This is a genomic window from Streptomyces sp. NPDC051364 (assembly GCF_040682115.1).
Classification (GTDB): Bacteria; Actinomycetota; Actinomycetes; order Streptomycetales; family Streptomycetaceae; genus Streptomyces.
On sequence record NZ_JBFBAH010000021.1, the window covers coordinates 21147 to 46257 of the forward strand.

Here is a 25111-nt window from a genome sequence, read left to right on the forward strand (position 1 = left end):
ACACGTGGGAGGGGTTCGAGGGGAGGGCCCGGACCGTGCCGCATCCGCCGGCGTGTCCGAATGCACCCGATACCCCGCGGCGGGGCCGCCGCGGCCGGTCAGCCCGCGAAGTCCCGGATGACGCGGCGGGCCGGCGCGGCGCGGACCGGGGCCAGTTCGGCGGCAACTGCGGCCGCGCGGGCGTCGTAGACGACCTGAGCCGGGTACGGGCCGACCCGCCGCCGTGCACTGCCGGCGCAGATGGGCCGGCGGGTGGGTGCTGTCCACACTGTGCCCGCGCCGAGCAGCGACCCGGCGCCCCGCCCCGCTCCATCTCGGCCGCGAACTGTTCCCCGTACCCCTGCGCGAGCCTGCGCCGCGCGGCGGCGATGCGGCCCGAACCGGGGCCGGAGTGCGGTGTTTTGCGCGAGTGTGGGGGGAGCGGACCCGAAGCGTGGTGATCTTATGCCCGGAAGTGCGCGAGTCAGCTGGGATTGCGGGCGGTAAGCGACTTTTATGGGGGTGCCAGGACTCGTACCGGAGCAGGGGGAGTATTCATGGGCACCGACGGCAGCCAGAAGGACAGCGCACCCACCCTGATCGGCTCCGTGCAGCGCGCGCTGCGCCTCGTCGAGGCGATGCACGCCGAGGGCGGGGCGACGGCGAAACGGCTCGCGCGGGTCACCGGCATTCCGCTGCCCACCGTGTACCACCTGCTGCGCACCCTCACCCATGAGGGATACGTGGAGCGCGAGGGCGGCGCGTTCCGGCTCGCGGAGCACCTTCCGCTTGCTTCGTGAGCCCCCGGGCGCCCTTGCGCGACCGGCGGCGGTGATCAACATTCGTGATCAGAAGTCGACGGGTTCCGGCCAAGCTGCCGCGTGGTTCTGTGCATGTTCCAGCGGAAAATGCCAGAAGCCCCATCCGTGCTGTGGAACGTGAGTAAGTTCCCTCCTGTCGCGCCGTAGACCGTGCACTTCGCACGTCTGGCCGGGAGGGGAGCCCGCGTGCCCGGGATCGACGAATGCCTGCTCGAAGCCATGGCCCTGCCTGGTGCGCGGGGGGCCGCGCTGGTCGACTGGAGCAGCGGACTGGCCCTCGGCACCGCCGGGGACTCGCCGGTCGGCGACCACGAGACCACCGCCGCCGAGACCGCCGAGCTGGCCCGGGCGGCCGCCGAGTACGAGTCCTTCGCCCAGCCGGCCCCGGACTCCGCCCAGGGTGAGCCCGCGGGCCAGCCCGTGGAAGACCTGATCGTCACCACCCGGACCGGATACCACGTCCTCCGTTTCGTCGAGACCAGCTTCGACAGCAGCGTCTTCCTCCACCTGTGGCTGGACCGCACCGACGGCAACCTCGCCCTCGCCCGGCACAGACTCCGCGTCCTCGCCGAGGGGCTGGTCCTCAGATGACCGGGACCCAGGTGGGCGGCCTCGCTGCCGTCGCCGTCTCCCCCCTGCTCACCCGGCTCGCCGCCGAGCGCGCCACCGGCGCCCTGCTCCGCGACCGCGGCACCCTCTTCCTGGAGGACGGCCGCATCGTGCACGCAGAGAGCCCGGCCACCCCCGGCCTCGACGTACTCCTCACCACCGGCGGCGGCCTCGCCCCCGAGCGCTGGCGCGAGGCGGTGGACCGGGCCGGCGCCCGCCGCCAGGTCGCCCGCTTCCTCGTGGACAGCGGCGGCCTCGCCGGCGGCGAACTGGAGATCTGCCATCTCGCCGCGATATTCGACGCCGCCTTCTTCGCCCTGTCCCCGGGCACCGGCCCCTCCCGGTTCCGCCGCGGCGCCACCCACTGGATCGGCTCCGTCCGCTCTGTCCCGGCCGCCGCCGTCGAGCGGGAGACCCGGCGCAGGCGGGAGCTGCTCGACGCCGTGTGGCCGTACCCGCTGCTGGACACCTCCCCCGTGGTGCCGCGGGCCGCCGCCCCCGGCCAGACCGTCACCGCGCGCCAGCGGATCCTGCTGGCCCAGGCGGACGGCGTACGGACCCCCGCGGACCTCGCGTGGGTGCTGGGCCGGCCGGCGTTCCACACGCTGCTCGACGTACGGCGCCTCGCGGCGGCCGGACTGGTCGAGACCCCGCACACGCCGGTCCTGACACCGGTCGAACCACCCCTGCCCGACTGGATGACCCAGACCCAATCCCCGGACGTGGCGCTGCTTCGCCGGTTACGCGACGCACTGGAGGCAAGCCTGTGAGGCTCCCGCTGCGACCGGCTCTGCGCTCCGAGCGCGCCGACCGCTCCGAGCGGAGGCAGCCCGAAACGAGAAAGGCCGACATGAGCACGGCGATGGTGCCCCCCGAGGCCGAGGCCGACATACTCGCCGAGCTCCGCAGGCTGCGCGCCCGGGTCCCCCAGCTCACCGGCGCCCTCGCCGGCAGCGCCGACGGCCTGGTTCTCGCGCAGGACAGCGCCGCCACCGAGGTGGAGTCCGTCGCGGCACTGACCGCGGCCGCCCTCGGAGTGGCCCAGCGGCTCAGCGACTGCACCGGACAGGGCGGATTCCGTGAGCTGCTGATACGCGGCGAACACGGATACGTCGCCACCTACGCGGCCGGGGACGCGGCCGTCCTCACCCTGATCGCGGAGCCCCGCGTCAACGTCGGCCGGCTCCATCTGGAGGCCCGCCGCTCCAGCCTCCGGATAGCGGAGCTCATCGACCACGTCCTCGGGCGCCGCGGCCCCGAGATCCCGTCGGCCTGAGCCGCGCTGCCGGCACCACACCCCGTACCCACCACCGATAGACCGCAGAAACCGCAGACACCGTAGAAACGGTAGAAGAAGAAGGAGGGCCCCTCATGGCCAACGTGGAGACCGCACTCAAGGAAACCCTCGCCACGATCGACGGCGCGATCGGCGCCGCCCTGGTCGACTACGGCAGCGGCATGGCCCTCGGCACCATCGGCGGCGGCAAGGACCTCGACCTCGCGGTGGCCGCGGCCGGCAACACCGATGTGGTCCGCGCCAAGGTCCGCACCATGGAGATGCTCGGCCTCAAGGACGAGATCGAGGACATCCTGATCACCCTCGGCAGCCAGTACCACCTCATCCGGCTGCTGAAGAGCCGCGACTCCAAGGGGTTCTTCCTCTACCTCGCGCTCGACCGCGGCAGGGCCAACCTCGCGATGGCCCGGCACCAGCTCAAGAAGATCGAGGCGGAGCTCGAAGTCTGAGCAGACGTTCGGTCCGACCCCGACGCAGAGGTGGCGGGCGGCTGAATTCTTTGCCGTCCGCCCCGGGGGACAAGGGCTATATGTCCATGATGGGGGGATTTTATCATCCCGTTACCGAGTAGGATGCTGTCATCACCTGATCATCGAAATAGCTTAAAACGCTGGAGAACCCGCCACCCATGCCCCCGCGCCTGAGCATCGTCGTCCCCGTCTACAACGTCGAGCTCTACCTCGACGAGTGCCTGGAGTCCATTGCCGCCCAGACGTTCGACGACTTCGAGTGCATCCTCGTCGACGACGGGTCCACCGACACCAGCGCCGTCATCGCCAAGGCCTTCGCCGCACGGGACAAGCGGTTCCGGGTCGTCATGCAGGACAACGCCGGACTCGGTGCCGCCCGCAACGTGGGCGCCCGCCACGCGTCCAAGGACAGCGAGTACCTGGCCTTCGTCGACAGTGACGACACGATGCCGGACTACGCCTACGAGCGCCTGATCGCCGCCCTCGACGAGACCGGCTCCGACTTCGCCGGCGGCAACGTGAAGCGTTTCCGCTCCGTCGGCATGCAGCAGTCCTGGGGCCACCGGGCCGCCTTCGCCAAGACGCAGCTGAAGACCCACATCTCCAAGTTCCCGGCGCTGGTCACCGACCGCACCGCGTGGAACAAGGTCTACCGGCGCAGCTTCTGGGACGAGCACGGCTTCCAGTACCCGGAGGGCATCCTCTACGAGGACGCCCCCGTCAGCATCCCCGCGCACTACTTCGCGTCCAGCGTCGACGTCATCAGCGACTGCGTCTACCACTGGCGCGTCCGCGAGACCGGCGAGCGCTCGATCACCCAGCGCTCCACCGACCCGGTCTCCCTGATCGACCGCGTCACCTCCGTCCGCCTGGTCCGCGAGGCCCTCAAGGCCAAGGAGGGCGCCAAGTACGTCCGCTACCTGCGCGACTACGACTACAACGTGCTGAGCGAGGAGCTCCCGCTCATCTACAAGTACGTCGGTGAGGGCGGAGCCGACTTCCGGGCCGCCTTCGTCAAGGAGGTCGGCGGGCTCGTCCGCGAGATCGGCACCGGCCCCTGGTCCGCCCTGACCGTCGCCGACCGCCTCAAGGCGTACCTGGCCCGCGAAGGCCGCGTCGAGGACTTCATCGCCCTCACGCAGCACCAGAGCGACTACTCCTACAGCGTCCCCGTCAAGGGGCTGGCCCGCCCGCAGGCCGACTACCCCTTCCTGCACGGCCGTCCGCCGGTCCCCGCCAAGATCCTCACCCTCGGCCCGCGCGAGCGCCGCGTCGTCAGCCGCCTCGAGCAGGCCGTCTGGAGCGACGGCAAGCTGCTGCTGCGCGGCTACGCGCTGCCCGGCCACCTCGGCGCGGAGAGCCGCCTCGGCTCGCGCAAGGTGCTGGTCTTCCGCGAGGGCGGCAAGCGCCGCCGCACGGTCGTCAGCACCCGTACGGTCGCCTCCCCGATGGCCACCGTGAACTCCCCGCACCTCGCCCTGCGGCACGCCGACTGGGCCGGCTTCACCGCCGTCGTCGACCCCACCGTCTTCCAGTCGGGCGGCAAGTGGAACGACGGCATATGGACCACGTCCATCGCCGTCACCGGCGCCGGCGGCCTGCACCGCGCCCGTCTCAAGGGCGGCGAGTCCGACACCGCCCAGAACCCGCCCGCCCACTGGGTGGCCCCGGACGTCCGCGTCGTCCCGAACTCCACCGGTGCCCTCACCATCCAGGTGGAGGTCGTCCGGGCCCGCGCCCTGGACGTCCGCCCGGCCGGTGACGACGCCGTCGAGGTGGCCGGCGAGCTCGCCGCCGAGATCGGCACCGACGCGACCCTGCGCGCCGAGCACGTCTCCACCGGCACCGTCCTCACCTTCCCGCTCGAGACCGCCGCCGGCGGCGCCGGGCGGATCCCGTTCACCGTGCGCGTACCGCTGGCCGAGCTGGCCGCCGTACCGGACGCCGCGTGCGAGCCCGGCGAGTGGACCCCCGAGCCGTGGAGCCTGACCATCGTCGGCGCCGACGGCTCCGACCACCGTCTCGTGCACGACGAGCGCGGCGGCTTCGCCGGCCTGGTCGTGCCCCTGACCGGCGGGGACGCGGGCCGCGCCCTCTTCGCCAAGCGTGGCAACACCGGACACCTGACCCTCTCGGTGCAGCCCTCGCCGCCGCTGGTCGACTCGGTCGCCACCCAGGACGGCACCGTCACGCTCAAGGGCCGCTTCGTCGCCCCGTCCGACGAGCCGTACGAGCTGGTCCTGCACGACGCCCACGGCACCGAGTTCAGTTACCCCCTCACCCGCGACGGCGACCGCTTCGCGTCCTCGTTCGAGCCCGTGCTCCCCGAGGCCTACGCCGGCCGCACCACGCTGCCGCAGGGCCGCTGGTGGCCCACCCTGCGCCCGCTCGCCCAGGGCGGCACCACCGCGGGCCTGCTCGGCGTCGACCGCGGCGCCCCGGTGCAGTTCGCGCCCACCGCCCTGCACGCCGGGCCGCACGCCCTCACCGTGGAGGGCCGCCGGATGCGGGTCGAGGCCCGCTTCTACGACCGCATGGTGCTCGTCGCCGACCCGCTGCTCAGCCCGCACGACCGCACCCGGTACGCCCAGCGCGTCACCCGGTACGAGACCTACCCGGCGCAGCGCGCCCTGCCGGTCAAGGACATCGTCGTCTACGACACCTTCCAGGGGAACGGCGCGGGCGACTCGCCCCGCGCCATCCACGAGGAGCTGCTGCGCCGCGGCGAGAAGCTGGACCACGTCTGGCTCGTCCGCGACGGCCGCGCCGAGGTCCCCGCGACCGCCCGCGCCGTGCAGTACGACAGCGTCGAGGCCTGGGAGGTCCTGGCCCGGGCCCGCTACTACGTCGTGAACGACAACGTGCCGCAGCGCTTCCGGCGCCGCGCCGGCCAGATCGTCGTCCAGACCTGGCACGGGACGCCGATCAAGGAGATCGGCCACGACTTCATCCACGACTACTACACGAGCCCCGAGATCCTCGAGGCGCTGGAGCACGACAGCGCCCAGTGGTCGCTGCTCGCCTCCCCGAGCTCGTACGCGACGCCCCTCCTGAAGCGCGCCCTCGGCTACAAGGGCGAGGTCATCGAGTCCGGCAGCCCGCGTACGGACGCGCTCGTCAAGCCCGACGCGCAGCGGATCGCGGAGGTCCGCCGCCGGCTCGGCCTGCCCGAGGGCAAGAAGGTCGTCCTCTACATGCCGACCTGGCGCGAGAACCGCGAGGGCTGGTCGGGCGGCTACAAGCTCGACCTGCAGATCGACCTGGACGCCGCGCGGCGCGAGCTCGGCGAGGACCACGTCCTGCTGGTCCGCGGCCACCACCACGTCACCGAGCAGGTCCGGGACAACGTGCGCGACGGCTTCGTCGTGGACGTGTCCCGCTGGCCCGACGCGACGGACCTGCTGCTCGTCGCCGACGTGCTGATCTCGGACTACTCCTCGGCGCTGTTCGACTTCGCGCTCACCGACCGGCCGATCCTGCTCTTCACGTACGACATGGATCACTACCGGGCCACGCTGCGCGGCTTCAACTTCGACCTGGCGGAGAAGGCCCCCGGCCCGCTGCTGGCGGACTCGGCGAGCCTGATCGAGGCCGTGCGGGGCGCGGACTCGGTCGCAGCGGAGTACAAGGAGGCGCGGGCCGCGTTCCGCGCCGAGTTCTGCGACCTGGACGACGGCGGCGCCGCCGAGCGCGTCGTCGACCGGATGCTCGGCATGGCGGCCGAGCCCGCGGTGTGAGCCGCAGGCCTGCGGTGTAAGCCGTAGGAGTGCATTCAGGACGCGTTACAGACCGGCCCCGGGCCCACCGATGAATTTCGGGCCCGGGGCCGGTCTGTATAGGAGCGAGACGGTGCCCCACCGCACGGACTCGACCACGCACCCGCCTGGAGGCAGTCATGAGCAGCAGCAACGGATTCACCACGTGCCTGTGGTTCGACGGCAACGCGGAGGCCGCCGCCGACTACTACGTGTCCGTCTTCAAGGACGGGAAGATCGGGCGGACCGGCTACTACAACGAGGCGGGGCCGGGCACGGCCGGTGACGTGATGGTCGTCGAGTTCGAGATCAACGGCCAGAAGTTCGTCGGCCTCAACGGCGGTCCGCAGTTCCCCTTCACCGAGGCGATCTCGTTCCAGATCCACTGCGGCGACGAGGCGGAGTCGGACTACTACTACGACGAGCTGACGAAGGACGGCGGCCAGGAGTCCGCCTGCGGCTGGGTCAAGGACAAGTTCGGGGTGTCCTGGCAGGTCGTCCCGGCCGGCGCCATCGACCTGGTCACCGACCCGGACCCGGGGCGGGCCGCCCGCGCCACCGCGGCCATGATGAAGATGAAGAAGCTGGACGTGGCGGAGATGCGCCGGGCGGCCGACGCCGGGTAACAGGGCTCCGGTATGCCCGAGGAGGAGCTCCGGCGCGCCCGAGCCGAAGCCTAGGCGGCCGGGCCGAGATCGCCGATCCGGGCCAGCAGCGCCGGGAGGGCCGTCCCGATCGGCTCGCGGATCACCTCGTCGGCGAGCGGGTCGTACGGGGTCTCCTCGGCGTTCACGATGATCAGGCGGGCCCCCGCCTCGGCGGCCATCCCGGCCAGCGAGGCGGCGGGCTGCACCTGGAGCGTGGTCCCGACGGCGATGAACACGTGAGCGCCCTTGGCCACGGCCACGGCCTGCCGCAGCACCTCCGGGTCGAGCCGCTCGCCGAACATCACGGTCGCCGACTTCAGGATCCCGCCGCAGGCCAGACAGGCCGGATCAGGCTCCCCGGCGGAGACCCGGGCCAGCGCCTCGTCCATCCCCGACCGGGCGTGGCAGGCCGTGCAGACCACCGCCCGCGCGGTCCCGTGCAGCTCGAACACCTTGCGCGGCGGCATCCCGGCGAGCTGGTGCAGCCCGTCCACGTTCTGCGTGATCACCCGGACCGGGGTGCCGCCGCGCTCCAGCGCTGCCACGGCCAGATGCGCGGCATTCGGCCGCGCCCCGAGGGCGCCGACCTCGGCGCGCATCTGCCAGGAGCGGCGCCGGATCTCCGGATCGGCCATGTAGTACTCGTACGTCACGAGCTTCTCGGCCCCGGGATCACGGCGCCACAACCCCTGCGGCCCCCGGTAATCCGGAATCCCGGAGTCGGTGGACATCCCGGCCCCACTCAACACTGCGACAAGCGGCTTCCCCATGCCCCGACCCTACGTACGGCCGGTACCGACCCGCGACTGGATTACCTTCGTCCGAGAGGGTCGTTTCTGCGGTGAATCCCGCCCCCCACAGGAGTGAGATCCGCGGTCCACCCCTGCCCGCGAAGACCCGCGGTGGTTACACATCCCGCATGAAGATCATGCCGTACAGCCTCGGTGCCCTGCTGCTGCCCTTGCTCGCGCTGCCGGCCCCGACCACCACCGCCGTCGCCGACCCCGCCCCGGTCGGCGTCCGCCACCGGCACAACGCCACCGAGATCAGTACCTTCCTCGCCACCTTCTACGGCCACCACGGCCCTTCCCCGCACGACCGCGACCAGCGCGTCTCGCAGCAGCTCAAGGAGAAGCAGGCACACAGCCCGTACTCCGACGTTCTGCTCTGCGCCCGGAACGAGCCCTGGGACATCGCCATCGGCGCGGTCACCGTCGCCCAGTCGGCCGGTGTCGGCTGGGCCACCGTCACCACGCACTGGAGCGCGGACAGCACCGACACGTTCACGGCATACGTGCGGCTCGACTCGCGGCCGATCAAGCTCGACGACGTGATCTGCGCGGGCTGACCGCCCGTACGCCGTCTGGTAAAACACCGGACATGACGGGATTCGAGATCACCGGCGCGAGCGCCGCCGACATGGAAATGATCCGTACCTGGGCCGATGAGGAAGGGTGGAACCCGGGCGACTCCGACCGGTTCGCTTTCGCGGTCGCCGATCCGGCCGGTTTCCTCGTCGGCCGGATCGACGGTGAACCGGTCGCCTGCATCTCGGCCGTGCGGTACGGGTCCGCCTTCGGGTTCATCGGCTTCTACATCGCCCGCCCCGCCGTCCGCGGGCAGGGTTACGGGATCCGGCTGTGGAACGCCGGGATGGAGCGGCTCGACGGGCGGCTCGTCGGCCTGGACGGGGTGGTCGACCAGCAGGACAACTACCGCAAGTCCGGGTTCCGTTCGGCCTGGAACAACGTCCGGTACGAGGGCGCCCCACGGGTGAACGGCGCGGGCGCGGAGGGGGCCGGGGTCGAGGTGGTCGACGCCGCCGCGCTCCCCTTCGGGCAACTGGCCGCCTACGACCGCCGGTTCTTCCCCGCGTCGCGCGACGCCTTCCTGTCCGCCTGGACCGGCCTGCCCGGCCGCACCGCCCTCGCCGCCGTCCGCGACGGGCGGATCGAGGGCCTCGGCGTGATCCGCCCGTGCAGCGGAGCCTCCCGGATCGGCCCGCTGTACGCCTCCACCCCGGGCATCGCGGCCGCCCTGCTGCACCGGCTCGCGGAGCACACCCCCGACGGGGCGGTCGCCGTGGACGTGCCCGACGCCAATCCGGCGGCCACCGCCCTGCTGGCCGGTATGGGGCTGGCCCCCTCGTTCGAGGCCGCCCGGATGTACACCGGCCCTGCCCCGGAGGTCGAGCTGGCCGGGGTGTACGGGGTGACGAGCCTCGAACTGGGCTGATGGGCCGACGGACTGACGGCCCGACGGGACGCCGGGCGTGAGGCGGGCGTGGGGCGGCGTGGGGCGGGATGCCGGACGGCGGTCGCACGACGCCGCCCGGCCGGTCGCGTCGTGCCGGGTCAGAATCCGAACAGGGCGCCGCTGGTGTGCCGCAGGCCGCAGGGGTTGCCGAAGGTGTACGAGTAGTTCAGCCGGCGGCCCTGCCACACCCCGACGGCGGTGACCGTCATCGGGTTCCACTCCCTGGTGCAGTCGACGCCGGCGCCCGGTGCCGCGACCGCGTCCAACTCGTGCGAGTGCCCCCTTAGTTCGGCACACGCGGCGGCCGGGGCCGGGTGCGTCCCGCCCGGGGCCGGCGCACAGACGAGCGTCACCGCGCGCAGCACCGTGCCGTACGTGGTGTCCTCCCCGGCCGTGATGCTCAGGACGAGGGCGGACGGCGCGTACAGGCTCTCCGCACCGGACGGTGCGGCGTCGGCAGCTCCGGGCCAGGCCAGAGCCGTGAGAGCGGTGAGCGCCATGGCGGCGGAACCGAGGCCGAGACCCTTTGCGATGGACCGCATTTCGAACTCCCTTGAGTGGTTGCTTCGGATAGCGGACAGGAGTCTTGCCGACACGGACCGTGAACGCCCGTTCGTATGGCCATTTCTCGTCACCGATCGTAAGCGAATGTATGCAGACCGCAGCCGTGTGAGGGGTGCTGACCTGTGGGGGAGCGGGCCGCCGAATCGGCCGAACACACGCGCTGAAACATTCCGGGGGCGGGTCGGGACCGGCCCCCGGGGGCGGTTTCGGCGTCCTAGCGGGTCGTCGAGATGCGCGGGGCGTAGAGGTCGATGAGCCGGGTGCGGGTCTGCTGGAGCCGGAGCGCGAGCACGCGTCCGACCCAATGGCCGACGGCGGAGCCGAAGGCAGGGTCGGCGTCCATCAGCATCCGTACGGCGGTCGCGTCGAACTCGTACGAGCGCACCGGGGTCATCGCCTCCGCGCTCAGCTGCCACACGTACGGCGGGAAGAGCCAGGACCAGCCCACCAGTTCACCGGGGCCGAGGTTCTCGACGGGGGCGGGCCGGCGGCCGGGCAGGGGGATCTGGAGCGTCACCGTGCCGGACCGCACGATCCAGAAGGCCTCCGCGCGGCCGCCCTCCTCGAAGATCGTCGCGCCTTCGGGGAAGTTGACCTCACGGGCCTGTGACATCAGCCGTCCGCGATGTTCGGCGGAGAGGACGGCGGCGATTCGGATGGGGGAAGGTGTGCTCACGACGGCCTCCGATCAGGGCCCCCCACTACCCCCAGTGTCGCCGACGCCCGTACGAATGCAGGCCCGGCGCATCACCCGGTTGTCCGAGTACCCCACAGGCGGCCCTGCACACCCCGGACGGGGGCATCGCCGACGACTCCCCGAAGTCCCTCCCGGGGGTCACCCGCGCGCGGTCCGTCCGGGCGGTCCTTCCGCAGAGCCCCTGCGCGGGGTTGCTGTCCGGGGTCCCGGCGCAGGGTCAGTCCTCGGCGTTCGCCTCCAGGCAGGCCAGCTCCATCGCGTCGAGGACCGCCTCGTGGCTGCGCCGGCTCAGCTCGGCGACGTTCTCGATCTGCGCCGTGGCCCAGGCCGCCAGGGTCATGACCAGGACGCGCAGCCCGTCGGTGCCGTGCTCGGCCAGGATCGCGTCGGCGACGATCATCGCGTCCTCGGGAACCTGCTCCGGTGGCTCGAGCCCGGCGAGACCGCGCAGCATGGTGAGGGTGCGGCGGGAGATCTCCGGCGTCATCCTCGCCAGCCGCAGGTCTTCCTCTTCGTCCATCTGCCCCACCCTCCCGTGCGTTCCCGTCCCCCTCAGGGGCACGGTAGGCGCTGAGGGCCCCGCGCGGGGCGGTTTCGCCAGGGTGACCGCACGTAAGGGGCGGGCCCGCACCACCGCCCGTCCCGGCCTTGCGACCGGCATGGGCGCCGGCGGGGCGGCGGCCGGAAAGTCGGCGCTCCTTTGGGTTCCCTGGTCGGCGACCGGCCGGTAACTTGGCCGCGGCATCCGTCCGTTGCCAGACAGGCCCGGACGGCCCGACCCCGCCAGGAGCGACATGAAGAGCCTCGTCCGCGCGCTGTTCACCGCCCTCCTGCTGCTGGTGGGAGTCCTGCCGGCGGTGGCCGCTCCGGTGCCCGCCGTGGCCGCGCCGGCCGCGCCCACGGGGGAGGCGTGGACCGCGCCGTTGTCCACCCGCGGCCGCTACATCGTCGACGCGAACGGCAACCGGTTCCGCCTCCGCTCCGGCAACTGGGACGGAGCCCAGGGCTCCTGGGGCGGCTCCGGCGACCGGAACGACCCCGCCACCCACCACAGCGGCCAGGACTCCCACGGCATCCCGCTCGGACTCGACCGGGTGCCGCTGCCCACCCTGCTGGCCGACTTCCGGGCCCTCGGCCTCAACAGCATCCGGCTGCCCTTCTCCAACGAGATGCTCCGCACCACCGCCCCCGTCCCGGACACGGCCGTCGCCGCCAACCCGGCGCTGCGCGGCCGTACCCCGCTCCAGGTCTACGACGCCGTCGTCACGGCGCTCACCGACGCCGGGTTCGCCGTCATCCTCAACAACCACACCGTCACCACCCGCTGGTGCTGCGGACTCGACGGCAACGAGCGCTGGAACAGCGGCCGGTCCACCGCCCAGTGGGCCGACGACTGGGTGTTCCTGGCCCGCCGCTACCGCGACAACCCGCGCGTGGTCGGCGCCGACCTCTACAACGAGGTCCGCCGTGACTTCCTTGACGACCCCAACTGGGGCCTCGGCGACGGCCACGACTGGCAGGCTGCCGCCCAGGAGGCCGGCGACCGGATCCTCGCCGAGGCCAACCCGAACCTGCTCATCGTGGTCGAAGGCATCAACTGGACCGGCATCCCCGTGGACGGCTTCCCGCACGGCCGCCCCACCCTCACCCCCGTACGCACCCTGTCCCACACGCTCGTGGTGTCCAACAAGCTCGTGTACTCGGCCCACTTCTACGGGTACACCGGCCCCCGGCACAGCGGCGCGACCGGCATGGGCGAGACCAGCGACCTCCGCTACCAGGACATGAGCCGGGCCCAGCTCGAACAGACCCTCTACGACCAGGCCTTCTACGTATCCGCCGAGACCGGCACCCACTTCACCGCCCCCGTCTGGATCAGCGAGTTCGGCATCGGCGCCGACGAGACGGGCGCCGTCCCGCGCGCCTGGTTCCAGAACCTCACCGGCTATCTGACCGCCGCCGACGCCGACTTCGCCTACTGGCCGCTCGTCGGCTGGAGCACCACCGCCCAGGGCGCCCCCGGCGGCGACACCTGGGCGATGCTCCGCTACGACTCCTCCGGCCGCCGGTCCGGCGTACTGGACGCGGCCGACTGGCGTACGCAGCCGTGGACCGCCCTCGCCGCCACCGCCGGGCGCACCGGGCAGGTGCCCGCCACCCCCGCCTGGTACCAGCTGACCATCGACCACCGAGACCACAACGCCTCGCTGCGCACGCGGGCCACCGGCGACTGGGACAGCGGGGCCCGCAAGGCGGTCTGCCCCGACGGCGCCCGCCTGGCCGGACTCGGGCACACGGGGGGCCGCGGCCTGTGCACCACCTCTGACCTGCGGGCCCCGACGGGCGGGCACACCGTGGTCCGCGACGAGGCGTACGTCCCGGCGGGCGGCGACTGGGCGACCGGGTACACGAAGTTCCAGTGTCCGGCCGGCCAGTTCCTGATCGGGTACAGCCTGCAGGGCGAGCGGGTCTCGGCGGCGCTGTGCGCGCCGTCCCGGACGGCCCTCCCCGCGGGCGGGCGCACGCTCTGGTTCGACCGCGGCGACAACCGCCCGCCGGGTGTCCCCGGGGGCGAGTACGCGTACGGCGACTACAAGGGGCAGTGCCTGCCCACCGAGTACGCGGCGGGCATCGCCTTCACCACCCGCGCGGCCTCCCGACCGGGCCCGGCGGCGCTCCTGTGCCGCCCGCTGCCGTCCGCCTGATCCGTTCACCCACGAGGTCGGCGACGTCAGCGACCGCCGTCGGCAGCGGCGCCGGCGAGCAGGCCCGGGAGGTCGCGCATGTCGGTGAACACGACCGTGCCCGGGCCGGCGAGGTGGGACGCCGGCGTCAGGCCGCCCGCGTAGCCGAAGGAGCGCATGCCCGCCGCGCGGGCCGCCTCGACGCCCGGGCGGCTGTCCTCGACCACCGCACAGGCCGACGGGTCGACGCCCATGCGCTGCGCGGCGTACAGGAAGACGTCGGGGGCGGGCTTGCCGCGGGCGACCTCGGTGGCGCTGTGGATGCGGCCCGCGAAGCGCTCGTAGAGGCCGGTGCGGCCGAGGGTGTGCTGCATCTTCTCGTGGCTGCCGCTGGAGGCGACGCAGGTCGGCAGCGTGATCGCGGCGAGCGCCTCGGGCAGGCCGTCGACCGGGGTGAGTCCGGCGTCCACCGCTTCCGTGTGCATCTGCGCGAAGCGCTCCTCCCACTCCCGGGCGGCCTCCGCGCCGAGGCGGTCGGCGACCAGCTCCCGGTTCGAGGCGCTGGAGCGGCCGATGAACAGGCTGATCGCCTCGTCCTCGGTGAGCGGCCAGCCGAATTCCGCGCCGAGGGCGACGTTCACGCGGGTAGCGATCCGCTCGGTGTCGACGAGGACCCCGTCGCAGTCGAATATGACGAGCTCGAACGGCTCGGTGGAAGTGATCATGAGGGAAGGATAGGCAGGCCGGGAGAGCCTGGATCCGGCAATTTGGCATCCGATGCGTCAAGTGTGCTGAACACGTGCCCAAAGGGGCCTAGGGTGCGCCCGTACGCACGGTTGCGAACGGCTGTACGGCTGTTTTCGGCCACCACCGCACAGTGAACCGAACTGGGGGGCTCATGCGTAGATCCAGAGGGCTGGCGGCCGCTCTCGCCCTGTCCCTGGCCGGCACCGGCGCAGGGATAGGCCTCGGCCTCGTCCCGCAGGCGGCGGCCATCACCCCGCCCGTTGCCTTCACCGCCGACGCGCTGTCCACCTGGCAGCCCAACGGCGTCGTCTGGGCCCTCGCCGAGGCGGGTGGCACGGTGTTCGTCGGCGGCACGTTCTCCGCTGTACGTCCTCCCGACGGCGCCGGCGGCAGCGAGCAGCCGGCGGTGAACTTCGCCGCACTCGACGCCGCGACCGGCGCCCCGACCTCCTGCAACCTTTCCTTCACGGTCGGCGGCGGCACCGCCACCGTCCGCGCCCTCACCCTCTCGCCGGACAAGAAGACCCTGTACGCGGGGGGCTACTTCGGGGCCGTCAACGGCACCCCGGTCTCCAGCCTCGCTGCCATCGACGTGGCGACCTGTACCGTCAAGGCCTCCTTCCGGCCGGCCTTCGCGGCCACCGTCCGCGCCCTGGCCGTCACGAACGACACCGTCTACGCGGGCGGCGACTTCCTCACCGTCGCCGGCCAGCAGCGCGAGCGCTTCGCCGCCGTCGACGCGGCCGACGGCGCGCTGCGGCCCTTCACGGCCGACGCCGACGAGCCGGGCCGCGCCGTCGAGGTCACCCCCGACGGCAACAACGTCGTCCTCGGCGGCGACTTCTTCACCCTCAACGGTACGAACACGCACGCGCTGGCCGTCGTCGACGCCACCAGCGGCGCGCTCACCAAGACGTACCCCGGCTTCATCGAGACCAACTCCGTCGTCAAGGACATCGCGACGGACGCGACCGGCTTCTACACCGCCAACGAAGGCACCGGCGGCGGTGTCTTCGACGGCCGGATCGCGCTCAACCTGAGCGACTTCAACCAGCGCTGGCGCGACACCTGCCTCGGCGCCACGCAGGCCGTGCTCCCGTACCAGAACGTGCTGTACAGCGCCTCGCACGCGCACGACTGCTCCAGCGTGGGCGAGTACCCGGACGGCCAGCGCCACCACCTGCTCGCGCAGCCGACCACCGGCGTCGGCAAACTGGGGTGGGCCCCCGACACCAACGACGGCATCGGCGAGGGCATCGGCCCGCGGGTGATGGCGGTCGGCTCCAAGGGCGGCGCCCAGTACCTGTGGGTCGGCGGCGAGTTCACCACGGTCAACGGGTCCGCACAGCAGAGCCTGACCCGGTTCGCGTCCACCGGGGACACGGGTGCGCCCACCGTCCCCGTCGCGACCGCGGCGAGCTTCAAGCCCGGCGAGGTGCAGGTGCGCTGGCGCACCAGTCTCGACCTGGACGACAGCGCGCTGACGTACCGCGTCTACCGCAACGGCGCGGCAACGCCGATCGCCACGGTCACGGCCGACTCGCTGTTCTTCAAGCGTCCGCAGGCCTCCTGGACCGACACCACCGTCACCGCGGGGCAGTCGTACACGTACCGGGTGACGGCCACCGACGCGGCCGGCAACACCAGCGCCCTGTCGGCGACCGCGAGCGTGACGGTCCCGACCTCGGTCGACGCGTACCCGAACCAGGTCCGTACGGACGGCGCCCGGCTGTTCTGGCGCTACGACGAGTCTGCCCTGCCGAACGTCGCCGACTCCTCGGGCAGCGGCAACCAGAACGGCGTCCACCTGAACGCCCCCGCCCTGCGCCAGACGCGCGGCGCGGTCTCGGGCGCGAGCACGGCGATCGGCTTCAACGGCACGGACACCCGGGTCTACGGCGACCTGCGCCAGAACATCGGCAGCAGCTACACCATCGAGACCTGGTTCAAGACGAACACCACACGGGGCGGGAAGCTCCTCGGCTTCGGCAACAACCAGGTGCGCGGCAGCAACCAGTACGACAAGCACCTCTACATGACCAACGACGGGCGCATCGTCTTCGGCGTCTACACCGGCGCCACCCGCACCGTCACCACCGCCGCCGCGTACAACGACAACGAGTGGCACCACGCCATCGCCACCCAGGGACCGGGCGGCATGGTCCTCTACGTGGACGGCGCCCAGAAGGGCACCCTCGCCGTCACCACGCACGAGAACTACGCCGGCTACTGGCACGCCGGCGGCGACAGCCTCGGCGGCTGGCCCGACCGGCCGGCCAGCGAGTTCTGGGCGGGCCAGCTCGACGAGACCGCCGTCTACCCGAGCGTCCTGAGCGCGGCCCAGGTGCAGAACCACTACGCCCTGGCCACCGCCCCGGCCGACTCGGTCGTCCAGGTGCAGGCCGCCGAGGACACGTACGCCAACGCGGGCGCCCCGGACACGAATTACGGGACCTCGTCCTCGCTCGCCGTACGGGGCACCTCGCTGTACTCGAGCTACCTGCGCTTCAACCTGCCCGCCGCACCCGCGGGCACCGTGCTCAAGTCGGCCGCCCTCAGCGTGAAGACCAGCACGATGAGCGGAGCCGGTACGGCGGACACCGTCTCGGTGGTCCCGGTCACCGGCAGCTGGACCGAGGCCGGCGCCACCTACAACAACCGCCCCGCCACCGGCACTCCGGCCCTCGGCAGCTTCGCCGGGTTCCCGGACGGCTCGGCGGTGCACACCACCGGCCTGTCCACGGCCGCCCTCGCGGGCGCACTCGGCACGAACTACAGCCTGGCCCTGACCAGCCCAGGTACGGACGCGCTGTGGCTGTGGTCCTCCGAAGCGACGGCGAACGAAGGCACGCCGCAGCTGACGCTGACCTTCGGCGCGCCGTAGGAGTGACTGCTACAGAGGGGGCGCGGACGGTTGTGGTCCGCGCCCCCTCTGTCGTACGGCCGCCGTCCGCGCGGCACTAGCTAGGCCACCGTGTAGGTGAACTCGTACGGGACGGACGTCTCGCCGTGGCGGTACGTGAACGAGCCGGAGCCCGCCAGCCCGGCCAGCTCGCCCGTCGCGGAGCCCGGGACCACCTCGAACGTGCACCGGGTGCCGGCGGCGTCGAACGTGCCGCGCTGCTCCATGACGAACGTGCCCTTGCGGCCGTCGACGGTGCCGGACAGGAGCTCCATGCCGGCGTAGGAGCCGGAGCCCTCCCCGGTGTAGGTGAACGTGTAGCCGGCGTTGGTCGCCCCGGCCTCGATCCCGCCCGCGAAGGAGTTGACGACCGTGGAACGGGCGAGGCGCGGGGTGGAGTCGGGCGAACCGATCGGCTGCTCCTCCCAGTCGGCGAAGGTGAAACTGCCGGTGGTACGAGCGGTGGTACGGGTGGTGGTACGGGCGGACATGGCGGACCTCCTGGTTCACGGCCGGGCGGGCTCGGTCCCTCCGGCACGAGAACAGTCTGTCCGGGATACCTGACATCCTCTGTCAGGTATCCCGGACACAATGGGCCCATGCGCGCCGACCGCCTCCTCTCCCTGCTCCTCCTGCTGCAGAACCGCGGCCGGATGACCGCACCCGAACTGGCCGCCGAGCTCGAGGTGTCGGTCCGCACCGTCTACCGGGACGTCGAAGCCCTCGGTGCCTCCGGTGTCCCGGTCCACGCCGACCGCGGACCCGACGGCGGCTACCGGCTCATGGACGGCTACCGCACCCGGCTCACCGGCCTCACCGACGCCCAGGCCGGCTCCCTCTTCCTCGCCGGTGCTCCCGGCCCCGCGCAGGAGCTCGGCCTCGGCGCCGATCTGGCCGCCGCCCAGCTCAAGCTCCAGGCCGCACTGCCCGCCGCACTCGCCGACCGGGCCCGCCGGCTCCAGGACCGCTTCCACCTGGACGCCCCGGCCTGGTTCCGCGACGCCGACCCCGTCCCGCACCTCGCGCAGATCGCCCAGGCGGTCTGGGACCAGCGCGTACTGCTCACCCACTACCGCCGCTGGAACGGCGAGGAGCGGGCCGGGCGCCCGCTGCACCCCCTCGGCCTCGTCCTCAAGGGCGGCATCTGGTACCTGGTGGCGCAGGCCGCCGACGAGCGCGTGCGCAGCTACCGGGTCTCGCGGTTCCTCGCCGTGGACACCGCGGAAGAGGGCTTCGAACGTCCGGCCGGCTTCGAACTCGGCGCGTACTGGGCGGAGTCCGCCCGCCGGATGGAGGAGGCGACCCGGCAGGGGACCGCCCGGCTGCTGCTGTCCCCGCGCGGCCGCCGGCTGCTGCCGATGCAGTTCGGCGCCGCCGGCGTACGGGCGCTGGCCGGCGCCGACCCGGCCGGCCCCGCGGACCCGGACGGCTGGGTCCGCGTCGACCTCGACGTCGAATCCCAGGCCGTCGCCGTCGGCGACCTGCTCCGGCTCGGCACCGAGGCCGAGGTCCTCGGCCCGCCCGAGCTCCGGCAGGCCCTCGCGGACACGGTCGCGGCGCTGGCCGAGCGGTACGGCTGAAATCACTTGTGCCACGGCCCGCCGGGCGGTGCTGATCACGGCATGACGATGCTGATGACTGTGACGTCGAAGGGCGTAATGCGCCCGGGCCTGTGAGGCCCGAACCGCCGGTCCACGGACCGGCCGACTGTGTGGAGACCTGGATCCGGGAGGCACGCCGCGATCCCGCGAGCGCGGCCTGCGGTCTCGTACGGCGCGTGATCTTCGATGCCGTCCTGGCGGACCGCACCGGACCGGTGGCCGTCCGGCTGCTCGACGCAACCGCCGACGAGCGGGCCGACGTCCGTCTCCTCCTGCTGGAGATCGTGACCGGGCTGAGCGGGTGCATCCACGACCCGTGGCCCGAAGCGGCAGCCGCCGCCGTTGCCCGGCTGCGGGATCCCGACGAGCCGGTGCGCCGGGCCGCCGCCTGGCTGCTGGCCGAGGCGGACCACCGACAGGCCGTGGAACTGCTGACCGGCGCGGGGCAGGAACCGGATCCCGTGGCCCGGCTGGCACTGGCCGAGGCCCTGCTCGTACGGCCGGACGCGCCGCAACGGCAGCTGCCGGCGGCCGACCGCGACCCGGCGATCCGGCTGAGGGCCGCCCGGCGGCCCGACACCGAGGCCGTGCTCGCGGACCTCGATGCGGCCGGTGCACGGCTCGGCGGTCCCGGCGGCCGGATGAGCTGGGGAGCGGGCACGGTATGGGGCCTGGCGGCCCGGTCCGGTGACGAGAACACCTGCTACGAGCACGTCGGGCTGCTGGCCGCGCGGGACACCGCGGTGGCGCAGCGCGCCGCGGTCGACATGGCGGAAGTGGCCGTGCGGGAATGGCGGGCGGCTCCGGAAGCGCTCGTCCCGCACCTGCGGCCGCTGCTGGGCGCCGCGGCCGACCCCGGGGTGCGGGCGGCCGCCGCCGCGCTGCTCGGGAGCCTGCTGGAGACCACCCGGCTCTGCGCCGGCGAACTCGCCGGCCTGCTGGACGAACTGCCCGACGCGGCGGCCCCCGCACTTGCCCGGATCGGGGACGTTCGGGCGCTGCCGCAGCTGTGCCGGCTCGTCGCCGAGGGCAGGACGGTGGCGGTGGTCGGGGAGGCAGCGGAAGGCCTGGCCGGGGCGGGCGCCGATGCCGGGCCGCTCGTGGCGGCGGCCACGGAGTTCCTCGACCGGCACCTCGACCGGCACGAGGGCGCGACGGACCGCAACGCGGCCGCCGCGGTGGGCGTGCTGCGGGTGTGCGGGGCGGCCTCGGCGGTCGCCGTACCGCAGCTGCTGTGCCTGCTCGGCGCGGACGACGCAGGATGGCTGCGGACCCAGGCCGCCCTCGCCCTCGGCGAGATCGGTCCGGGGGCGGCCGCTGCGGTGCCGCTGCTCGAAGGCCTCGCCGGGGGCGGCAGCACACGCTTCGAGGGGCATGTGGAGATGGCCCTGATCCGGATCACCGGGGAACGGCGCCGGGCGGAGCGCCTGTTCGCGCGGCTGCCCGCGTGGCGGCGGAACGCGAGCCTGGCCGCGGACCTGCTGGAGTGGTTCGCCGAGCACGGCGGACTTGAGCCGCAGCACGTCGCGTACCTGTGGGAGGCCGTGGACACCGCAGGCGCGGTGCACCCGAAGTGGGCCGCCGCCTTGTGGCGGCACGAGGGGGCGGCCGCCGCGGCTCTCGCCCTCGAGGTCCTGCCGCGCGCACTGGACGGCGAGTTGTACGGCCCGTACGCCTGCACGGTCCTGGGGGACATGGGCGCGGCCGCCGCACCGGCCGTCCCCGCCCTGCGTGCGGTGGCCGGGAGACGGGTCCGCGTTGCGCTCCACACCGGCAGCTTCGAACAGGACACGCGGGGCGACGAGCGCCTTGCCGCGGCCGCCCGCGGGGCCCTGCACCGGATCGGCGAGTCCGCGGCCGGCCGGGGCCAGGATGCCCGCGAGTTCGCCGGAGCCCCCGGCACAGAGATCGCCCCAGGCCCTGCCGCCCCCGACCGACCCTTCCGCCGGAGCTAAGCGGTCTCGGGGAAGTGGGGCACGCCCCCGCGCCGCCCGGCACGGCGCCTCGCCGCGTTGTCGCAACACCCTGGTACGTCCAGTACAAGCGTGCCGCTCCGCCTTGCGATGCACCGCACCGGACGACGCGAAAACGCACCCCACTTCCCCGAGGCCGCTTAGTGCCGCTTTTCTCGGGCGCGGTACGCGCCGGGCCGGTCAGCGTGGGGGTTCCACCTCGAGGAAGCGGCGGCGGCGTGGGCCCCGGTAGAGCAGGCAGCCCCAGCCCAGGGGCTCCAGTGCGGCCGCGCAGGCCGTCAGGCGCTCCTGCTCCGCCTCGGCCGCGCCGCCGCCCGGCGGGCCGGCCCAGGTCACCTCGACCCGTGCGTCCCCGGACTCGGACGGGCCGGGCGCCACCCGGTACCCCGTCCGCGTATGCCGGCCCTCCGCGTCCACCGCCGACGGCGTGATGCCCGCTGCCTCCAGTACGAGGGCCACCGCGCGAGGCATCTGCCGCAGCTCCCAGGGGGCGGGAACCGCCGTCCCCGCCGGGCCGTTCACGAGGCGGCGGATCTGCAGCAGGCCCTCGTACGCCGTGCGGACCTCGGCCGTCCGCGCTGCCGTGGCGGGCCGTTCCGGTCCGTCGCCGGTCGCGGGCTCGAAGCCCTGCCCGGGTGACGTCACCACCCACCGCCCTCCCTCGGTCTGAGTACCTCACACCCAACGACCTGAGTATCCGCCCCGATTCCCCGGGCCCCCGCCGCTGATCGAATAGGGGCATGACCTTCGACGCCGCCGCCCGCACCGCGCCCCGCCCGCGCCGCATGCAGCACGTGACCACCGCCGGCTCGGCCCTGGCCGTGGCCCTGGTCCCGCTCGTGGTCGGCGTCCTGGTCGCCAAGGGCATGGCCGCCGATCCGCACACCCCCGTCAACGCCCTCATCACCAACGGCGGCCAGCGGGCGGGCCTGCCCCGGGCCGAGTGGCGCCGGCGCGGCCGCGCCACGATGCGCCGACTGCGCACCGCCCGCCGGGACACGGCTCGCCGCTGCGCCTCGGTCCGTACCCGCCGCCGCCCCGCCGCCGTCCCCCGGGACCGCGCCGCCTGACCGCGCCGCCCGACCGTCCGACGACCTACACGGAGGGCGCGAGCGGCTCCTGGAGTTCCGTGACCCACTGGTCCCGGTCCTCCGGGCAGGCGAGGGTCAGCTCACGCGCATACCCCGCCGAGCGGTGGCCGTTGGTGTCGATCCACCGCGCGAGCGTCTGGGCGGTGGGCAGGACTCGGTCCATCGAGCCGCGGTGCACCACGGTCGCGGCCCGCTCGACCCCCGGCAGTTCGACCACCCGGACCGCGCCCCCGAGGTCCTCGGCGCGGACCGAGGCCCCCACCGGCAGCCCGGCGTGGACGAGGACGGCTCCGGCCTCGGCCCCCGGCGCGTCCTCGTAGTACGCGGTCCCCGGGCCGGTCGGAACCACCCCGGCAGCCTCGATCCGGCGGCAGAGCTCGTCGTACAGCGGGCCGATGACCGGCCCGATGTCCTGCGGCTGGTAGCTCCCGGCGACCCCGGTCAGTTCCACGAGCCGGACGGGCGGGAGGCTCTTCACGACGATGTCGACGGTGGACATGGATCCCTCGCTCTCGATGGTCCGGAGCCTCGCCTCGACCTGGGTCAGCCGGGCCGCCGCGGCGGCCATGGCCGACTCCAGTTCCGCCCGGCGCAGCCGCAGCATGCCGCGCAACTCCTCCGCGCCCACCCGCTCGTCGAGGATCGACCCCACCTGGTCCAGGCTGAAGCCGAGCTCCTTGAGCGCGATGACACGGTTGAGGCGGGCGAGCTGTTCGGCCTCGTAGTAGCGGTAGCCGCTGGCGGGGTCGACACGTGCGGGGTGCAGCAGTCCGATGGCGTCGTAGTGGCGCAGCATGCGGACCGATACCCGGCCGTGTTTGGCGAAGTCTCCGATGGTGAACATGACGCCTTCCAGTGCAGGCCCTGACACGGGGGGAGGGTCAAGTCCTGAGCGATACCTGCTGGTCAGCGGCCATACTGCCGGATGCACAGGTCCACGATGGACGGCGGTACGGTGCCCTCGGCCGCCGCGCACAGCTCGTCCGGCCGGGGCAGCGGGGCCGCCTGCCGCGAGCCGCGCGGCGGCGCGGGCTGGGGCGGGTGCGCCCGGCGCGGCGCAGCCGGCGGCTTCGCGCTGCGCGCGGCAGGCTGCCGGGCGGCCCCGGCCGGCGGACGTTCCGGATCCGGCTCCTCGTCGGGCTGCGGGAGGTGCCCCAGGGGCAGGGGCAGGGGCAGGGGCCGGGACTCCGGGACGGGCGGCGGCAGGTCGGGACCAGCCGTCGGGGGCGACGCATCGGCCGGATCCCGCGCGTCCAGCGGCGCCGAGGTGCCGGGCGCCGGGGCCGGATCCGCGCCCGAGCCGACGGAGACGCAGCCGCTGCTCGCGAGCAGCGCGGCGAGGGACAGGGGCAGGGCCCGGCGTAACTGCATCCGACCACCATGCCGTACCGCACGGCCGGCCGGTCCGCGCGCTCACGCGTCCGGGTGACGAGGCCCGGAAGCCGGCCCGCGGAGCCCGGCGCGGGGGCGATCGCGGAGTCGGCCCGGCGTCACCTGGGGCGCCCGGCGTCGCTCCCGGCCCGGCACCGATTGCCGAAACGATTGCCCGGACCGGGAATTTCCGTAGTCTGCCGGAGGACGGGAACGACAGTGCGATGGCCGGGGAGGCGCGACCCCCGGTGCACCGCGCTGCCCTGCCCTCACATCCCGACGGACCGTACGGAGTACCGATCCATGACCGCAGCCGACGCGCCCGGCGAACCCGCACCGACTCCTGACCCCCTCCCACCCACCACCCACCCCGCGCCCTGGAAGGGCTGGGCGGCCGTCCTCGCCGTCGCGCTCGCGATCTTCTGCCTGATCACCTCCGAACTGCTGCCCGTCGGCCTGCTCACCCCCGTCGGGGACGCCCTCGGGGTGTCCGACGGCACCGCCGGGCTGATGGTGACCGTGCCCGGGCTCGTCGCCGGACTCTGCGCCCCGCTCGTCACCGTCGGCGCGGGCCGGCTCGACCGGCGGCTCGTGCTGTGCGTACTGATCGCCCTGATGGCGGCCGCCAACCTCGCCGCCGCCGTCGCCCCGGGCTTCGCCGTGCTGCTGGCCGCGCGCCTGCTCGTCGGGGTCGGCGTCGGCGGCTTCTGGGCGCTGGCGGGCGGGCTCGCGGTACGCCTCGTACCGGAGCGCCACGTCGGCCGGGCCACCGCGCTCGTCTTCGGCGGCGTCCCCACCGCCTCCGTGCTCGGCGTCCCCGCAGGCACGCTGCTCGGCGAACTCGGCGGCTGGCGGGCCGCCTTCGGTGCGGTCGGCGTCCTCGGCCTCCTCGCGCTGGCCGCGCTGCTCCTGCTGCTGCCCCCGCTGCCGCCGACCCGGGACGTCACCTTCCGTGAACTGCCCGCCCTGCTGCGCGGGAACCGCGGGGTCCGGGCCGGGGTGATCGTCACCTTCCTGGTGGTGACCGGGCAGTTCGCCGCCTACACCTTCGTACGGCCCGTCCTGCAGGACGTGTCCGGCATCGACGCCGCGTACGTGAGCACGCTGCTCCTGGGCTACGGGGTGGCCGGCGTCGCGGGCAACTTCCTGGCCGGGGCGCGCGATGCGTACCGTGCGGTCCTGGTGATCAGCACCGCGCTGACCGTGGTCCTCGGGCTGATCGCCACCCTGCCGGGAGCGGCCGCGGGGACCGCGCTGCTGATCGCCTGGGGGCTCGCGTACGGGGGTGTCTCGGTGAGTCTGCAGAGCTGGATGATCAAGGCGGCGCCGGGCGCGGCCGAGGCCGCCACCTCGCTGATGGTGGCCATGTTCAACCTGGCCATCGCGGCGGGCGCCCTGGCGGGCGGCTTCGCGGTCGACGGGATCGGCGCCCCGGCGGCCCCGCTCACCGGGGCCGCGCTGATGCTCGTGGCCGCGGTCACGGTCGGCCTCACCGTCACGGTCCGGATGCCGAGGGCTACCGCCGCCGATGGGTAGACCGGACGGATGGGGCAGTTCGGACACCTGGCTTGACCCGGGCCGTCCCGGGGGGAAAGAGTGCGCCGATCAAGCACTCAGGAACCACCGCATGAGCTGCACTTCGGAGAT

Annotated in this window: 24 protein-coding genes and 1 pseudogene; 15 read left to right on the forward strand and 10 right to left on the reverse strand. The window is 73.4% G+C overall.

Annotated elements, in window-relative coordinates:
• Positions 1 to 98 precede the first annotated feature (98 nt).
• The gene (locus AB0M76_RS31255) at positions 99 to 269 is read right to left on the reverse strand and encodes a hypothetical protein (RefSeq protein WP_365956097.1); all 171 of its coding nucleotides are present in this window, start codon (positions 267 to 269) and stop codon (positions 99 to 101) included.
• A gap of 267 nt (positions 270 to 536) precedes the next feature.
• Here AB0M76_RS31255 and AB0M76_RS31260 point away from each other — a divergent pair.
• The 7 genes and pseudogenes from AB0M76_RS31260 to AB0M76_RS31290 form a co-directional block, all read left to right on the forward strand.
• Positions 537 to 752: pseudogene (locus AB0M76_RS31260) on the forward strand (helix-turn-helix domain-containing protein); the annotation flags it as partial.
• A gap of 234 nt (positions 753 to 986) precedes the next feature.
• On the forward strand, positions 987 to 1391 hold the full coding sequence (locus AB0M76_RS31265) for a hypothetical protein (RefSeq protein WP_266631973.1): 405 nt from the start codon (positions 987 to 989) through the stop codon (positions 1389 to 1391).
• Complete coding sequence (locus AB0M76_RS31270) at positions 1388 to 2179, forward strand: transcriptional regulator (protein ID WP_365956098.1); 792 nt, start codon at positions 1388 to 1390, stop codon at positions 2177 to 2179. Before AB0M76_RS31265 ends, AB0M76_RS31270 begins: the two co-directional genes overlap by 4 nt.
• A gap of 80 nt (positions 2180 to 2259) precedes the next feature.
• On the forward strand, positions 2260 to 2685 hold the full coding sequence (locus tag AB0M76_RS31275; RefSeq protein ID WP_030295551.1) for a roadblock/LC7 domain-containing protein: 426 nt from the start codon (positions 2260 to 2262) through the stop codon (positions 2683 to 2685).
• Positions 2686 to 2780: 95 nt separating this feature from the next.
• Positions 2781 to 3155, forward strand: a complete 375-nt coding sequence (locus AB0M76_RS31280) for a hypothetical protein (RefSeq protein WP_365956099.1) — start codon at positions 2781 to 2783, stop codon at positions 3153 to 3155.
• Positions 3156 to 3334: 179 nt separating this feature from the next.
• Positions 3335 to 6913: a bifunctional glycosyltransferase family 2 protein/CDP-glycerol:glycerophosphate glycerophosphotransferase gene (locus tag AB0M76_RS31285; protein WP_365956100.1), complete on the forward strand. Its 3579-nt coding sequence runs from the start codon at positions 3335 to 3337 to the stop codon at positions 6911 to 6913.
• A gap of 158 nt (positions 6914 to 7071) precedes the next feature.
• Entirely contained in the window at positions 7072 to 7557 is a 486-nt protein-coding gene (locus AB0M76_RS31290) for a VOC family protein (RefSeq protein ID WP_365956101.1), read from the forward strand.
• A gap of 50 nt (positions 7558 to 7607) precedes the next feature.
• Here AB0M76_RS31290 and AB0M76_RS31295 read toward each other — a convergent pair whose 3' ends face one another.
• The gene (locus tag AB0M76_RS31295; protein ID WP_365956102.1) at positions 7608 to 8348 is read right to left on the reverse strand and encodes a Sir2 family NAD-dependent protein deacetylase; all 741 of its coding nucleotides are present in this window, start codon (positions 8346 to 8348) and stop codon (positions 7608 to 7610) included.
• Positions 8349 to 8497: 149 nt separating this feature from the next.
• Between AB0M76_RS31295 and AB0M76_RS31300 the strand changes: the two genes are divergently transcribed.
• Complete coding sequence (locus AB0M76_RS31300) at positions 8498 to 8926, forward strand: hypothetical protein (protein ID WP_365956103.1); 429 nt, start codon at positions 8498 to 8500, stop codon at positions 8924 to 8926.
• Between the two features lie 32 nt (positions 8927 to 8958).
• Positions 8959 to 9813: a GNAT family N-acetyltransferase gene (locus AB0M76_RS31305; protein WP_365956104.1), complete on the forward strand. Its 855-nt coding sequence runs from the start codon at positions 8959 to 8961 to the stop codon at positions 9811 to 9813.
• Between the two features lie 119 nt (positions 9814 to 9932).
• On the opposite strand, the gene AB0M76_RS31310 is transcribed toward AB0M76_RS31305, so the two are convergent.
• The 3 genes from AB0M76_RS31310 to AB0M76_RS31320 form a co-directional block, all read right to left on the reverse strand.
• The gene (locus AB0M76_RS31310; RefSeq protein WP_365956105.1) at positions 9933 to 10376 is read right to left on the reverse strand and encodes an SSI family serine proteinase inhibitor; all 444 of its coding nucleotides are present in this window, start codon (positions 10374 to 10376) and stop codon (positions 9933 to 9935) included.
• Between the two features lie 236 nt (positions 10377 to 10612).
• Positions 10613 to 11074 (reverse strand): cyclic nucleotide-binding domain-containing protein, encoded by a 462-nt coding sequence (locus AB0M76_RS31315; protein ID WP_365956106.1) that lies wholly within the window; start codon positions 11072 to 11074, stop codon positions 10613 to 10615.
• A 238-nt stretch (positions 11075 to 11312) separates the two neighbouring features.
• Positions 11313 to 11615 (reverse strand): hypothetical protein, encoded by a 303-nt coding sequence (locus AB0M76_RS31320; protein WP_365956107.1) that lies wholly within the window; start codon positions 11613 to 11615, stop codon positions 11313 to 11315.
• Between the two features lie 274 nt (positions 11616 to 11889).
• Between AB0M76_RS31320 and AB0M76_RS31325 the strand changes: the two genes are divergently transcribed.
• Entirely contained in the window at positions 11890 to 13800 is a 1911-nt protein-coding gene (locus AB0M76_RS31325; protein WP_365956108.1) for a cellulase family glycosylhydrolase, read from the forward strand.
• Positions 13801 to 13826: 26 nt separating this feature from the next.
• Here AB0M76_RS31325 and AB0M76_RS31330 read toward each other — a convergent pair whose 3' ends face one another.
• Entirely contained in the window at positions 13827 to 14504 is a 678-nt protein-coding gene (locus AB0M76_RS31330) for an HAD family hydrolase (RefSeq protein WP_365956109.1), read from the reverse strand.
• 173 nt (positions 14505 to 14677) lie between these two features.
• Here AB0M76_RS31330 and AB0M76_RS31335 point away from each other — a divergent pair, with 173 nt between their 5' ends.
• Positions 14678 to 17410, forward strand: coding sequence for a DNRLRE domain-containing protein (locus AB0M76_RS31335; RefSeq protein WP_365956110.1), 2733 nt, complete (start codon positions 14678 to 14680; stop codon positions 17408 to 17410).
• Between the two features lie 80 nt (positions 17411 to 17490).
• On the opposite strand, the gene AB0M76_RS31340 is transcribed toward AB0M76_RS31335, so the two are convergent.
• Positions 17491 to 17919 (reverse strand): DUF3224 domain-containing protein, encoded by a 429-nt coding sequence (locus AB0M76_RS31340; RefSeq protein WP_365956111.1) that lies wholly within the window; start codon positions 17917 to 17919, stop codon positions 17491 to 17493.
• Positions 17920 to 18027: 108 nt separating this feature from the next.
• Here AB0M76_RS31340 and AB0M76_RS31345 point away from each other — a divergent pair, with 108 nt between their 5' ends.
• A complete protein-coding gene (locus tag AB0M76_RS31345; RefSeq protein ID WP_365956112.1) occupies positions 18028 to 19008 on the forward strand; it encodes a WYL domain-containing protein in 981 nt (326 codons plus the stop codon).
• Between the two features lie 131 nt (positions 19009 to 19139).
• Entirely contained in the window at positions 19140 to 20984 is a 1845-nt protein-coding gene (locus tag AB0M76_RS31350; protein WP_365956113.1) for a HEAT repeat domain-containing protein, read from the forward strand.
• A 198-nt stretch (positions 20985 to 21182) separates the two neighbouring features.
• Here AB0M76_RS31350 and AB0M76_RS31355 read toward each other — a convergent pair whose 3' ends face one another.
• Entirely contained in the window at positions 21183 to 21647 is a 465-nt protein-coding gene (locus AB0M76_RS31355; protein WP_365956179.1) for a hypothetical protein, read from the reverse strand.
• Positions 21648 to 21742: 95 nt separating this feature from the next.
• On the opposite strand from AB0M76_RS31355, the gene AB0M76_RS31360 reads away from it, so the two are divergent.
• Positions 21743 to 22072 carry a hypothetical protein gene (locus AB0M76_RS31360; protein WP_365956114.1) on the forward strand — a complete coding sequence of 110 codons (330 nt, stop codon included), beginning with the start codon at positions 21743 to 21745 and terminating at the stop codon, positions 22070 to 22072.
• Positions 22073 to 22097: 25 nt separating this feature from the next.
• Here the strand turns inward: AB0M76_RS31360 and AB0M76_RS31365 are convergent, their stop codons facing one another.
• Positions 22098 to 22937 (reverse strand): MerR family transcriptional regulator, encoded by an 840-nt coding sequence (locus AB0M76_RS31365; RefSeq protein WP_365956115.1) that lies wholly within the window; start codon positions 22935 to 22937, stop codon positions 22098 to 22100.
• A gap of 62 nt (positions 22938 to 22999) precedes the next feature.
• Complete coding sequence (locus tag AB0M76_RS31370) at positions 23000 to 23464, reverse strand: hypothetical protein (protein ID WP_365956116.1); 465 nt, start codon at positions 23462 to 23464, stop codon at positions 23000 to 23002.
• A gap of 303 nt (positions 23465 to 23767) precedes the next feature.
• Between AB0M76_RS31370 and AB0M76_RS31375 the strand changes: the two genes are divergently transcribed.
• Positions 23768 to 25000, forward strand: coding sequence for an MFS transporter (locus tag AB0M76_RS31375; RefSeq protein ID WP_365956117.1), 1233 nt, complete (start codon positions 23768 to 23770; stop codon positions 24998 to 25000).
• Positions 25001 to 25111: the final 111 nt, after the last annotated feature.

Bases quoted from the DNA above. Each gene is read 5' to 3' on its own strand.
- AB0M76_RS31270 (WP_365956098.1), top strand. From the start codon at position 1,388: ATGACCGGGACCCAGGTGGGCGGCCTCGCTGCCGTCGCCGTCTCCCCC.
- AB0M76_RS31275 (WP_030295551.1), top strand. From the start codon at position 2,260: ATGAGCACGGCGATGGTGCCCCCCGAGGCCGAGGCCGACATACTCGCC.
- AB0M76_RS31280 (WP_365956099.1), top strand. From the start codon at position 2,781: ATGGCCAACGTGGAGACCGCACTCAAGGAAACCCTCGCCACGATCGAC.
- AB0M76_RS31285 (WP_365956100.1), top strand. From the start codon at position 3,335: ATGCCCCCGCGCCTGAGCATCGTCGTCCCCGTCTACAACGTCGAGCTC.
- AB0M76_RS31290 (WP_365956101.1), top strand. From the start codon at position 7,072: ATGAGCAGCAGCAACGGATTCACCACGTGCCTGTGGTTCGACGGCAAC.
- AB0M76_RS31295 (WP_365956102.1), bottom strand. From the start codon at position 8,348: ATGGGGAAGCCGCTTGTCGCAGTGTTGAGTGGGGCCGGGATGTCCACC.
- AB0M76_RS31300 (WP_365956103.1), top strand. From the start codon at position 8,498: ATGAAGATCATGCCGTACAGCCTCGGTGCCCTGCTGCTGCCCTTGCTC.
- AB0M76_RS31305 (WP_365956104.1), top strand. From the start codon at position 8,959: ATGACGGGATTCGAGATCACCGGCGCGAGCGCCGCCGACATGGAAATG.
- AB0M76_RS31310 (WP_365956105.1), bottom strand. From the start codon at position 10,376: ATGCGGTCCATCGCAAAGGGTCTCGGCCTCGGTTCCGCCGCCATGGCG.
- AB0M76_RS31320 (WP_365956107.1), bottom strand. From the start codon at position 11,615: ATGGACGAAGAGGAAGACCTGCGGCTGGCGAGGATGACGCCGGAGATC.
- AB0M76_RS31325 (WP_365956108.1), top strand. From the start codon at position 11,890: ATGAAGAGCCTCGTCCGCGCGCTGTTCACCGCCCTCCTGCTGCTGGTG.
- AB0M76_RS31330 (WP_365956109.1), bottom strand. From the start codon at position 14,504: ATGATCACTTCCACCGAGCCGTTCGAGCTCGTCATATTCGACTGCGAC.
- AB0M76_RS31335 (WP_365956110.1), top strand. From the start codon at position 14,678: ATGCGTAGATCCAGAGGGCTGGCGGCCGCTCTCGCCCTGTCCCTGGCC.
- AB0M76_RS31340 (WP_365956111.1), bottom strand. From the start codon at position 17,919: ATGTCCGCCCGTACCACCACCCGTACCACCGCTCGTACCACCGGCAGT.
- AB0M76_RS31345 (WP_365956112.1), top strand. From the start codon at position 18,028: ATGCGCGCCGACCGCCTCCTCTCCCTGCTCCTCCTGCTGCAGAACCGC.
- AB0M76_RS31360 (WP_365956114.1), top strand. From the start codon at position 21,743: ATGACCTTCGACGCCGCCGCCCGCACCGCGCCCCGCCCGCGCCGCATG.
- AB0M76_RS31365 (WP_365956115.1), bottom strand. From the start codon at position 22,937: ATGTTCACCATCGGAGACTTCGCCAAACACGGCCGGGTATCGGTCCGC.
- AB0M76_RS31370 (WP_365956116.1), bottom strand. From the start codon at position 23,464: ATGCAGTTACGCCGGGCCCTGCCCCTGTCCCTCGCCGCGCTGCTCGCG.
- AB0M76_RS31375 (WP_365956117.1), top strand. From the start codon at position 23,768: ATGACCGCAGCCGACGCGCCCGGCGAACCCGCACCGACTCCTGACCCC.